Below are 12604 nucleotides of genomic sequence, written 5' to 3'. Positions count from 1 at the left end.
CTATGATTAGGAAGCATAATGCCCCCTGATCCAACTCTAATTGTACTAGTTCCCTGAGCAATATGGCCCATTAATATTGTAGGAGCGGAACTCCCTACATAAGGCATATTGTGATGTTCTGCTAACCAAAACCGCTTGAATCCCCAGGACTCTGCTTTTCTTGCCACATCCAAAGCTCTTTTATAAGCATCTGCAGCATCGTGTCCTTCTTTGAGTAATGCTAAATCTAAAATTGAATAATTCATATCAAACTGTATAGAAATTAAACCCTTATTTTCTCCTTTTGGTTCCTGAAATTTAGCCATAGCCGCTAAGCCTTTTCGAAGAAGGAATCTAAGAGTATGGGGTCTGTGAAAAGTTTAAACAATGGTTATCCATGTCTAAAATTAGAAGCCTTAATTTTGTAAAAAGCCTCACCATATTTAAGTTAGGGTGAGGCTTTACAAGTGAATGAGTAAATTTAAGCTCAATTGATCTTATTCTTCTTCTAGCTTAGGGTAATCTGTATATCCTTTTGCTCCGGGTGTGTAAAAAGTAGCCTCATCCCAGGGAGCCAATTTTTCATTTTTAGCAAACCTCTCCACCAAATCAGGATTTGAAATATATAATTTCGCATAGGCTACGGCATCTGCCAAACCTTCTAAAATAAATTGATTGCCTTTCTGCTGATCAAAACCTGCGTTAATGATTATTTTTCCTTTGTAAATAGGTCGGTATCTTTTAGCAATTTCAGTTTCCGCATAGGGGATATCTGAAACATCGTTAAATGGTTCTGAGAGGTGTAGATATGCCAATTCATACCTGTTGAGGTTTTCTATGATGTAGTCAAACGTGGGGATACTTTCTTCGTCCAACGTCATCCCGAAAATACCATTAAGGGAGGGATTTAACCTTAGACCAATCCGGTTTTCTGGTACAACTTCTTTTATGGCATCTATTATTTCGAATAGGATTTTGGCCCTGTTGGGTATGCTTCCTCCATATTCATCCATCCTCACATTTGATGTCCGGCTAAAGAATTGGTGCAATAGATAACCGTTCGAGCTATGAATTTCTACTCCATCAAATCCCGCTTCCCATGCATTGGCAGCAGCATTTTTAAAGTCTTGAATAGTTTGTTTTATCTCGGGTAGAGACATTTCTTTAGGAGTGACGGTGTCTTTAAATCCCTTAGGGGTAAATGACTTCGCTTTGGGGTTTATTGCAGAGGGGGCGAGTGGAAGGGCTCCTTCATGAAAGTCAGGATGTGAAATTCGTCCTACATGCCATAACTGTATAAAAATTGTTCCTCCTTCATCATGTACAGCCTTTGTTACTTTTTTCCAACCTTCTACCTGAGCTTTGGTATGGATGCCAGGGGTATTGATATATCCAACCGCTTCCTGTGAAATTTGAGAGCCTTCAGTAATAATGAGGCCTGCAGAAGCTCTTTGCGTGTAATATTTTACGTGTAATTCAGTAGGGACTTTCTCTGGATTGTCCGCTCGGCTTCTTGTCATAGGAGCCATTACAACTCTATTGTCTATAGGTAAATCTCCAAGCTGTAACTTTTCTAAAAGTGGTTGGTTTTGCATAGTATATACTGGTTTTAACAAATCTGAAAATAATTTCTGTTCTTAGTCAACTAAAAACTTACAACAATGTTGACTTTTTGTTACTTAGCCATGATAGCTACAATATCTGAACCAGTTATGCGAAAAAGTAGAGGATTGGCTCAAAAGGGTCCGAAATGTCGATCCAACCAGCTTTTTTAATAGGACCTTGTCTTGAATTGAAGGTTTTAGGATGAATTGAGGTTGCCTACAAAAAAAGCTGGCTTCCTGAAGTAATCAGAAAGCCAGCCTATTTTTTATTTATAAACAAAATGATTAAAGCGAACTATGTTCTTCAACCCATTTTTTAGCGTTAATAAAGGCGTTTATCCAAGGGCTTACGTCCTCTTTCTCTAGTCCTTCGGGATAATATGGCCAGTTCCAAGGAGCAATTGCCCGCTCTATATGAGGCATTATAGCAAGATGACGACCATCTTTTGAAGCTAGTCCTGCCACATTGTGATCCGATCCGTTAGGGTTTCCAGGGTAGGCTTCATAGGAATACTCCATACCAAAACTGTAGCTGTCTTTTTCTGCAGGTAAGTCAAATTTTCCTTCGCCGTGTGCTACCCAGACACCCAGTCGTTGACCTGATAAGGTACCGAACATGACGGATTCATTTTCAGGAATGGTTACATTCACAAATGAGGATTCAAATTTATGGCTTTCATTGTGAAGCATTTTGGCTTTCTTTTCATGCTCAGGATTGATAAGGTCTAATGCCACCATCAACTGGCAACCATTACATACACCTAAACTGAGCGTGTCTTTCCTTGCATAAAAGTTATCCAAAGCATTCTTAGCTTTTTCATTGTAAAGAAAAGCGCCGGCCCATCCTTTAGCAGAACCAAGAACATCTGAATTTGAGAAGCCACCTACAAACACAATCATGTTCACATCCTCAAGGTTTTCCCTTCCGGAAATAAGGTCTGTCATGTGGATGTCTTTGACATCGAATCCTGCCAGCCATAATGAATAGGCCATCTCTCTGTCTCCATTGACCCCTTTTTCACGAATAATCGCTGCTTTGGCGCCAGTGGTTGTTTTCCTATTGGGGTCCAAATTCAATGATTCGTAAGTCCCTTTCCATTGCTCAGGAAAGTTATAAGTCAAAGGTTGATTTTTATAATTATCAAATCTTTCTTTTGCAAGGATTTTTCCAGACTGTTGTTGATCCAATAGGTAAGAAGATTTGTACCAAATATCTCTCAATGCTGATACTTCCCAAGACTTATTCAAACCATCAATTTTAATGGATCCTGTAGCATTTACAGTTGCAATTTTTACAGCTGAAACTCCTTGAGAATTTAAGAAGGTAGTGATATCGGCAGCATCTTTTACTTGAATTAACAAACCTGGATTTTCTGCAAACAATGCTTTGATCAAATCTTTTTCCTTAAGGTTTGAAGCATGAATGTCTATCCCAGTATTCTGGTCAGGGAAACACATTTCCAATAAGGTAGTGATCAAGCCACCAGATGAAATGTCATGACCAGCTAGTACTTTGTTTTGCTTAATAAGGTCTTGAATGGTTGCAAAGGCACTTTTGAAATAGGCTGCATCCTTTATGTCTGGTACTTCGTTGCCAATTTTATTTAGCGATTGGGCAAAGGAACTGCCACCTAATTTTGCGTCATCCTTAGACAAATCTATGTATAGCAATGTTGATTCAGTGCTAGCCTTCAGGCCAGGAGAAATAACATTATTAATGGCTGAACATTCACCAACAGTGGATATGATAACTGTCCCTGGAGACTTTACCGTTTGGCCACTTGGGTACTTCTGGGTCATTGACAAGGAGTCTTTTCCAGTAGGAATGTTTATACCCAGAGCGATAGCAAAATCACTAGTGGATTCAACTGCCCGGTATAACCTGTCATTTTCACCTTCATTTTTGGCTGGCCACATCCAGTTGGCACTTAGGGAAACCCCTTTTAGTCCATCGGTTAGTGGTGCCCATATTAAGTTGGTAAGTGCTTCCGCTATTGCCAATCTAGAGCCCGCTTCAGGGCTTACCAAAGCGGCTATAGGAGAATGGCCGATAGAAGTAGCTATTCCTTTATTTCCTGAATAATCCATGGCCATCACTGCCACGTTATTCAATGGAAGCTGAAGTTCGCCAGTTGTCTGTTGCTTGGCAACCCTACCGGTTACTGATCTGTCTACCTTGTTGGTGAGCCAGTCTTTGCAAGCCACTGCTTCTAATTGCAGCACATTGGTTAAATACTGCTCAAAATCCTGAACTTTGTATTCTGGTGCTTTAAAATTCTGGTTGGCCTTTTTGTCCACCAAAACAGTTTTTGGGGAAGACCCAAACATATGATTCAAACTCCAATCAACAGGCTTTTCTCCTGTCTTAGTGTTTTCAAATTTGAATTGCATGTCCCCAGTAGTTTGGCCAATATTATAAAATGGCGCTCTTTCTCGGTCAGCAATCTTTTTTATCTTGTCGATGTGAACATCTTTTACTACCAATCCCATTCTTTCCTGGGACTCATTTCCAATGATTTCTTTGGCAGAAAGGGTAGGGTCTCCTACGGGTAATTTCTCCAAATCAATGGTTCCGCCAGTATTTTCTACCAATTCTGAGAGGCAGTTTAAGTGGCCGCCTGCTCCATGATCATGTATAGATACAATTGGATTGTCGTCACTTTCAGCCAAAGCTCTGATGACATTTGCTACTCTTTTTTGCATTTCAGGGTTTGACCGCTGAATGGCATTCATCTCTAAGGAAAGGCTAAGTTCACCAGTATTCAACGAGGAAACAGCGCTACCTCCCATACCAATTCTATAATTGTCGCCGCCCATCAGGACAATACGATCCCCTTTTTCGGGATTTTTCTTAAGACTGTAAGGGGCTGCTGTAAATCCAACTCCTCCAGCTTGCATGATTACTTTATCGAAACCCCAATGTAGCTCACCCTCATTGTGCTCAAAAGTCATAAGGCTTCCGCAAATGATTGGCTGACCAAACTTATTGCCAAAGTCACTGGCACCATTAGATGCTTTAATAAGGATATCCATAGGAGATTGGTAGAGCCATTTTCGCTCGGCAAGGTCCTTCTCCCAACTTCTTCCCGCTTCTGATCTAGGGTAAGAAGTCATGTAAACTGCCGTACCAGCTAGTGGGATAGAGGCTGTGCCACCTGCCATCCTGTCTCTGATTTCTCCTCCTGACCCTGTAGCAGCACCATTAAATGGCTCTACTGTTGTAGGGAAATTATGGGTTTCCGCTTTTAATGAAATTACGGTATCTATTTCTTTAATCTCAAAATAATCTGCTTTATCAGAAGACTTGGGCGCAAATTGTAAGGCTTTCGGACCTTTTACAAAAGCAACATTGTCACTGTATGCAGAAACGATTCCGTTTTTATTGGCCTTTGAAGTAGCCTTTATCAACTGAAACAGTGTCATGGATTTTTCCTCACCATCTAGGATAAAAGTACCATTGAAGATTTTATGCCTGCAATGTTCTGAGTTTACCTGACTAAAGCCAAACACTTCACTGTCTGTCAATGGCCTGTCCAGCGATTTGCTTACACCTTCCAAATAGGCTACCTCTTCAGCATTTAAAGCCAAGCCTTCCTTTATATTATAGGAGGTAATGTCCTCAATAAACTGTATAGCATTTGGAGTTTTGGCTACTGAGTAGACATCTTGACCAACGCCATTATAATGTCTTTGAAGCATAGGGTCGAAAGAACTGCCTTCAATCCATGGATAGAAGGCCTCGATCCTAAGGATCCCATTTATGCCCATGTTTTGACTGATTTCCACCGCATTGGTAGACCAGGGAGTTATCATTTCCTTTCTGGGGCCAATAAATTCACCGGAAATCTCCAGTTCATTTAAATAAACGGAGCCTCCGAAAAGCCAGTTTAATTTCTCCAGTTCACTATTTTTCAACGCCTCATTGGTTTCAAGGGCGTAAAGGGTCTTCTCCGGGGATTGAAAAAACAAAATCTTCATAAAGGGATCAATAGCTTTTTTGAATGGGCAAATGTACAAAAATGGTTTTAAAATTTTGCAGTAGAAGGGCAGTAAGACACGGTTTAGGTAGGATATCTTACTTTAACGTGAAATTGAACATTAATTGGTGGTTAAAATCTTAAATTTTCACTCTTTTTGACGGGATTAATGACGGGCATAAATTTTAAAAAACCCAATTTAATATAGCATTTTTTCGAAAAAAACAGAGTTCCTTTGTACGGTAATGGATAATGTTCAGTAATTAAATAGATTTACCTGAAAAAACCCTGAACCTTTTGATAGTTTCTCTAGTTTATTTCCTAGGTTTATTAAGATAAATATTTGGAGACGAGAAAAAACATAATACGGTTAGCATTAGAAAACTATCTAACATTTGGAGTCAGGGCGGTCACAATGGATGAAATAGCCAGACTTGCAGGGATATCTAAAAAAACCATTTACGAGGAATTCTCAAGTAAAGAAGAATTGGTAAATGCAGCTATAGAGGCATTTATAAGCGAATATAAGTGCGATTTAGATGAGATGGGGACTATCGATGATAGTGCTATTGATCATTTGTTTGGAATGACCAGGTACCTAAGGGAAACATTTTCGAGTATGAATCCATTGTTAATGCAAGATATCCAAAGGTTTTACCCTAAATGTTGGCAGAAGATAAATGAATTCAAAACTGAAAAAGTACTTCGGAACATTGTAATGGTATTGGATCAGGGGAAACAATCCGGGGATTTTCGAAAGGAAATCAATTCGGAATTATTGGCACATATGCGAATGGACCAGATCACGAATACTTTCTCTTCTAATTACTCTAAATCTAGCAAAAGCTTTCTTGATTGTCAATTGGCGATTTTAGATCATTTTATACACGGAATTCTTACCGACCAGGGAAGGTCTAAATATTATAGGAAACTACAAACACAGGAATTTTAATTTTATGAATTTTAAACCGATAATTTTCACCGTGGCAATTTGGGTTTTTGGCCACTGGTTTACGGATGTTCAGGCCCAAGAGGTAGCATTTACATTAGAAGAAAGTGTGAACTTTGCATTAGAAAACAATGCTGATGCCAGGGTAGCCCGACTAGAAATACAAGCTGCAAAGGGATTAATAGGAGAGCGTACAGCAGAGGGATTACCACAAATTACCACAAGGGTTAATGCGACCAAAAATCTTCAGGTGCCTATTTCTCCATTTCCTGCTCAGTTTTTAGATCCTGAGGCTCCTGTTGGAACATTTGTAGGGATTCAATTTTCGCCTATTTATTCTGCCAACCTAACCGCTACTGTAAGTCAAATGATCTTTAACGGATCTTATTTTATAGGGCTTAAAGCAGCGAAAACCTATAAACAATTGGTTGAATTTGATAAAGCTTTCACAGAGCTTCAGGTGATTGAAAATGTGAAAAAGGCCTATTTTTCTGTGTTGGTGAGTAGAGAGCGAGAGACCTTAATTCAAGCTAATCTAAGTCGTTTGGATACCCTTCTTAAGGAGACAGAGGTATTGTACGAGGAAGGTTTTGCAGAAAAAATAGATGTAACGAGGATAAAAGTACAAAACAACAACATCAGAACTGAGCTTAATAAAGCCAGGACTTCTACCAGTGTTAGTAAAGCGCTTTTGAAATTACAAATGGGATTTCCAGAAGAAAAGGAGATTTCATTGGCCAACGACCTTGGGGATTTCAATCAATACCTGGATACCCAAAGCTTATTGAATGAAGAAGGGCAACAAAGAGTAGAGGTAGATCAAATCAATACCAATTACGACTTGGCGGTTTTGGATTTGAAAAACAACCAAATTCAGTACATGCCCAGACTAGATGCCAATTACACATTTCAAAGAAATGCTTTTGGAGGTAATTTCTCCAAGTTATGGTCAGGAGACTGGTATACAGGTTCAATTCTAGGCGTTACGCTGGAGATTCCAATATTTGATGGATTTACCAAAAGGTATAAAATTCAGCAAAACAGGGTGCAAATGAGGCAGCTTGAGGTTCAAAAAGAATTCACCATTCAGAATATCCAAGTAGAGAAGTTCCAGGCCAGACAGAATTTAATCAATAGTTTGGAGGAGTTGGAAGTTCAGCGAGAAAATAGAGATTTAGCTTTAGAAGTATTTGATATGGCTAAAATAAAATACCAGGAAGGAGTGGGTTCAAACCTGGAAGTTGTAGAGGCTGATGCTACCCTAAAGGAGTCGGAGACTAATTATTTTTCGGCACTTTATGATACGTTTATAGCAAGAGTTGATTTAGAAAAAGCTTTGGGAATATTAAAATAAGAAAAGGATTATACATGTTTATGAAAAATACACTTAAGATTTTAACCCTTTCCCTAATGCTGGGGATGTTTTCTTGTGCTCAGCAAGAAGATGAACTTTCTTCCAAGAAAAGCCAATTGGATGAATTCAAATCTGAATCAGCAGAATTAAAAATAAAGATTCAGGAGTTGGAACAGGAAATATCCAAAATGGATCCTGAATTCCGAAAAAGCCAAAGAAAATCGGTTCTTGTAACGACTTTGAAACCTGTAAATGGGAAATTTGATCATTTTGTGGAAGTAACAGGCTCTGTTCTTTCCAAAAAGAATGTCAACATCAGCGCTGAAGTGTCAGGTAGGGTAGAGGAGATTTTAACCAGGGAAGGCATGTCAGTGAAAAAAGGGCAGGTCATTGCCAGGATAGATGCAGAATCTGTAAATAGAAACCTTGATGAAATCAAGACGCAACTTGAATTGGCCACTACAATTTATGAAAAACAAGAACGACTCTGGGAGCAGCAAATAGGAACTGAAATTCAATTGCTAGAAGCTAGAAACAGGAAAGAAACGCTTGAAAAAAACCTATCTTCTATTGCGCTTCAAAAAGACAGAAGTGCTATAAGGGCACCTTTTAATGGTACTGTAGAAGAGCTCATCGTTAGGGTGGGTGAATTGGTTCAGCCAGGGTCCCCAGTCCTTAATTTTGTTGGTGAAGATGACCTTTTTATTGAAGGTGATATATCAGAAAGATATGTTGGGATTTTAAACATGGGTGATTCAGTTAGTATTCATTTCCCTTCCATTGATAAGACCTTAAAAACAAAGGTAACTGCCATAGGTAGGATCATTAATCCTGATAACAGAACGTTTAAAATTGAGGTTTTCCTACCTAAGGTAGAAAAAGTTAAGCCCAATATGATTTCGGTATTAAACATTCAGGATTACAGTGTTGAAGATGCAGTAATTGTCCCTTCTTACTTGATTTTAAAAGACAATAAAGGGAGTTATGTGTTTGTAGTTGAAGATGGGATAGCCCATAAAAAATACATTGAAAGAGGAATGACATACAATGGCGAAACGGAAATCACTAGTGGTTTAACTGGATCTGAAGAGCTTATTGATAAAGGATTTAGGGAAGTAGGAGATAACTTTAGTGTAAACGTCTCATCTTAATTAGAATATGGCTTCAGAAGAAAACAAGAAAAAAGGAGTAATCAGGGAATTTGGGATTTCCTCACTGTCTGTTGACAACAGAACAAGTGTGGTAATACTCACACTGATTATTACCTTCCTCGGGATGTTTGCCTACAGGACCATGCCAAAAGAAAGTTTTCCGGAAATAGTGATTCCAACGGTTTATGTTGGAACAGCCTATCCGGGAAACTCACCAGTTGACATGGAAAACCTGATTTCAAGGCCAATTGAAAAAGAGTTAAAATCGATAAATAATCTTAAGGATGTCAGTTCTACCTCTATTCAGGATTTTTCATCTATTGTAGTTGAGTTTAATCCCAATGTGGAAATATCCAAAGCCATTCAGGATGTAAAGGACGCAGTAGATAAGGCAAAAAGTGAATTGCCAAATGATCTGGACAGAGACCCGGATGTTTTGGAAGTAAATACTTCGGAGTTCCCGATTATGAATGTGAATATTTCAGGGAATTACACGGAGCAAGAGCTTAAAAAATATGGTGAGTATTTAGAGGACGAGATAGAAAAATTAACTGAAATATCAAGTGCAGACTTGAGTGGTACCATTGAGCGAGAGATTCGAATTAATGCAGATCTCTATAAAATGGAAGCACTTGGGGTCACTTTTTCAGACATTTCAGGAGCAGTTTCAGATGAAAATGTTACAATCTCAGGTGGTAATATTTTATCTGGAGATTACAGGAGAACTCTTAGGATTGACGGAGAATTTACGGATCCTATAGAGATTGAGGATGTAATTGTAAAAATCGAAAACAACAATATCGTTTACCTTCGGGATGTGGCTGAGGTGGACGATACTTTTAAGGAACGTGAAAGTTTTGCAAGAAGTAAAATGCTTCCTGTAGTGACAATCAATGTTGTAAAAAGAAGTGGAGAAAATTTATTAGATGCTTCTGATAAGATCAAAGAACTTATTGAAGAGGTTAAAATCAATAAATTCCCTGAGGATTTAGAAGTTACGATTTCGAATGATCAGTCCAAAGCTACTCGTTCGCAGGTTGATAACTTGGAAAACAGCATTATTTCCGGTGTTATTCTCGTGGTATTGGTTTTGATGTTTTTCCTAGGCTTTAGGAATGCACTCTTTGTTGGGATTGCTATCCCATTATCCATGTTCATCTCCTTTTTAGTGCTTAACTCACTAGGGGTGACCTTAAACCTAATGGTACTCTTTTCATTAATTCTGGCTTTAGGGATGTTGGTGGATAATGGCATCGTAGTGGTAGAGAACATTTACCGTCTGATGCAGGAAGGTAAGTCTGCTGTGAGAGCTGCAAAGGAGGGTGTTGGAGAGGTCGCATGGCCTATCATCACGTCTACAGCTACTACATTGGCTGCTTTTCTACCATTGGCCTTTTGGGATGATATTATAGGGGAGTTTATGAAATACCTTCCTATTACATTGATCATCGTTTTGTCTTCTTCCTTGTTTGTAGCGCTTGTGATCAATCCTGTATTGACTGCATTGTTTATGAAGATTCAAGATGTGGATAAGAAAAAGCCTGTACAGAAGCCTATGATTATAGCTGCGGTTTTAACCACTCTGGCTATAATTAGTTATTTTCTAGGCTGGATTGCCACGGGGAATTTACTTTTCCTTGCAGCCCTATTGGTGATTTTTAATGTTTTCTTTTTAAGGAAAGCCATTCGATGGTTTCAGAACGTACTATTGGTTCGTTTAGAAGATTTTTACGAAAAGACGCTTTACTTTGCATTAAAAGGAGTTTGGCCTATTGTGTTTTTAGGGGGTACTGTGGTATTATTGGTTTTGTCATTGGTTTTGCTTGCGGTAAGCGCACCTAAAATCTTGTTCTTTCCGGACAATCAACCAGCCTTAATTAGTATCTATATAGAAAAACCTATTGGTACAGACATTACTTCCACAAATAGGTTTGTTGAATCTTTTGAAGATGATCTCTTTAAACTTCTGGATCCATATGATGAAATCATAGAATCTGTCATTACTCAGATAGGAGAAGGAACAGCTGATCCAATGGAGGGACCAAGTCAAGCCTCAACCCCTCACAAGGCCAAGGTTACTATTGGGTTTGAGGAGTACCAGTACAGAGAAGGAATCAATACCAATGAGATTATGGAGAAAATCAGGCGATTGGCTGAAGGATATCCTGGGGTATTGCTTACTGTTGGCAAGCAGTCAAATGGGCCTCCTGTAGGAAAACCTATTAATATAGAAGTGTCTGGTGAAGAATTTGAAAAACTTATAACTTATGTCAATTCGGTTAGAGAACATATCAATGAATCAGGCATTCAAGGGATAGAAGAATTAAAGACCGATCTTGAGTTGGGTAACCCTGAATTGATATTGAATATAGATAGGGAAAAAGCAAGGCGTTTTGGCCTTTCAACGGCTACCATTGCCAATGAATTGAGAACGGCTCTTTTTGGCCTGGAAGTTTCCAAATTTAAAGAAGGTGAAGATGATTATCCGATTCAGCTTAGGTTGGCAGATAAATTCAGGTACGACATTGATGCCTTGTTAAACAAGAAAATAAGCTTCAGAGATAAGTTTGGCAATCAAAAAGAAATTCCAATTTCTTCTGTAGCAACATTGGAATACAGTTCTACCTATGGTTCTGTCAAGAGAAAAGATTTAGAAAGGGTGATCACCATTTTTTCTAACGTAAATGATGGGTTTAATGCCACAGAAATTAACAATGATATCAAACGCTTGTTGCAAGATTTTGAAGTTCCAGAAGGAATTACCCTTAGTTACACTGGTGAACAAGAGGAACAGGCAAAATCAGCCCAATTCCTGACAAGGGCATTGTTGATTTCTATTTCATTGATTTTCTTAATCATTGTTGCCCAGTTTAATTCAATTACTACACCTTTCATTATTATGGCATCGGTTATTCTGAGTACCATTGGTGTGTTTTTGGGACTGGTGATTTTCAACATGGATTTCGTCATAATCATGACCGGAATCGGAATTATATCCTTGGCTGGTGTAGTCGTTAATAACGCGATTGTATTGATAGATTATACAGACCTGATTCGGTCAAGAAAAAGAGATGAATTAAATCTTTCTGAAGAAGAAAATCTTTCAAAAGAAGATCTTCTGGACAGTATAGTTAAAGGGGGCAAAACCAGACTTAGACCAGTATTGCTAACAGCTGTTACTACCGTATTAGGGTTGATTCCGTTAGCAATAGGCATGAATATTGACTTCTATGGTTTGCTATCTTCGTTTGATCCTAAGTTCTATATAGGTGGGGACAATGCAGATTTTTGGGGGCCGATGGCTTGGACTGTAATATTTGGTCTAACCTTTGCAACGTTTCTAACGTTAATAGTAGTACCTGTCATGTATTTATTGGCAGACAAATTAAATACGGCTGTTCGCAAGAGCAGTTGATTAGATTTAATTAAAGGTTGGTGGTTTTTTTAAGTGTTCAAACCTCCGAGACAATGTCTCGGAGGTTTTTATTTTTAGCGTTAACCTGAGAAAAGTTCCCTTTTTATAGCTGATCAACCTCGAAAATTAAGGGGTATAGGTTGAAAGAAAGATATAAAGCCATTTCTAGAGTCCT

Annotated in this window: 7 protein-coding genes; 4 read left to right on the top strand and 3 right to left on the bottom strand. The window is 38.6% G+C overall.

Annotation, left to right across the window (positions count from 1 at the left end; translation table 11 throughout):
- From ADICYQ_RS07530 to purL, 3 genes are all read right to left on the bottom strand, one after another.
- Positions 1-245: LLM class flavin-dependent oxidoreductase (locus ADICYQ_RS07530; protein ID WP_152520472.1), on the bottom strand; the 245-nt coding region annotated here is incomplete at its 3' end.
- A 231-nt stretch (positions 246-476) separates the two neighbouring features.
- The gene (locus ADICYQ_RS07525; protein ID WP_020890636.1) at positions 477-1574 is read right to left on the bottom strand and encodes an alkene reductase; all 1098 of its coding nucleotides are present in this window, start codon (positions 1572-1574) and stop codon (positions 477-479) included.
- A 294-nt stretch (positions 1575-1868) separates the two neighbouring features.
- Entirely contained in the window at positions 1869-5561 is a 3693-nt protein-coding gene (purL, locus tag ADICYQ_RS07520; RefSeq protein WP_040415034.1) for a phosphoribosylformylglycinamidine synthase, read from the bottom strand.
- A 342-nt stretch (positions 5562-5903) separates the two neighbouring features.
- Here purL and ADICYQ_RS07515 point away from each other — a divergent pair, with 342 nt between their 5' ends.
- Genes ADICYQ_RS07515 through ADICYQ_RS07500 form a run of 4 tightly spaced genes read left to right on the top strand, consistent with a single transcriptional unit; the run spans position 5904 to position 12429 of the window.
- Positions 5904-6512 carry a TetR/AcrR family transcriptional regulator gene (locus ADICYQ_RS07515; RefSeq protein WP_020890634.1) on the top strand — a complete coding sequence of 203 codons (609 nt, stop codon included), beginning with the start codon at positions 5904-5906 and terminating at the stop codon, positions 6510-6512.
- Between the two features lie 4 nt (positions 6513-6516).
- Complete coding sequence (locus ADICYQ_RS07510; RefSeq protein WP_020890633.1) at positions 6517-7863, top strand: TolC family protein; 1347 nt, start codon at positions 6517-6519, stop codon at positions 7861-7863.
- Positions 7864-7883: 20 nt separating this feature from the next.
- Positions 7884-9014, top strand: coding sequence for an efflux RND transporter periplasmic adaptor subunit (locus ADICYQ_RS07505; RefSeq protein WP_040415069.1), 1131 nt, complete (start codon positions 7884-7886; stop codon positions 9012-9014).
- A 7-nt stretch (positions 9015-9021) separates the two neighbouring features.
- The gene (locus tag ADICYQ_RS07500; RefSeq protein ID WP_020890631.1) at positions 9022-12429 is read left to right on the top strand and encodes an efflux RND transporter permease subunit; all 3408 of its coding nucleotides are present in this window, start codon (positions 9022-9024) and stop codon (positions 12427-12429) included.
- The last annotated feature ends 175 nt before the right edge of the window (positions 12430-12604 follow it).

The sequence above is a fragment of the Cyclobacterium qasimii M12-11B genome (assembly GCF_000427295.1).
Classification (GTDB): Bacteria; Bacteroidota; Bacteroidia; order Cytophagales; family Cyclobacteriaceae; genus Cyclobacterium; species Cyclobacterium qasimii.
The sequence above is the reverse complement of the archived record's forward strand: the minus strand, read 5'-3'. Positions and strand labels throughout refer to the sequence as shown.

Excerpts from the sequence above, each read along its gene's own strand:
- purL (WP_040415034.1), bottom strand. The coding sequence starts at position 5,561 with ATGAAGATTTTGTTTTTTCAATCCCCGGAGAAGACCCTTTACGCCCTT.
- ADICYQ_RS07510 (WP_020890633.1), top strand. The coding sequence starts at position 6,517 with ATGAATTTTAAACCGATAATTTTCACCGTGGCAATTTGGGTTTTTGGC.
- ADICYQ_RS07525 (WP_020890636.1), bottom strand. The coding sequence starts at position 1,574 with ATGCAAAACCAACCACTTTTAGAAAAGTTACAGCTTGGAGATTTACCT.
- ADICYQ_RS07500 (WP_020890631.1), top strand. The coding sequence starts at position 9,022 with ATGGCTTCAGAAGAAAACAAGAAAAAAGGAGTAATCAGGGAATTTGGG.
- ADICYQ_RS07505 (WP_040415069.1), top strand. The coding sequence starts at position 7,884 with ATGAAAAATACACTTAAGATTTTAACCCTTTCCCTAATGCTGGGGATG.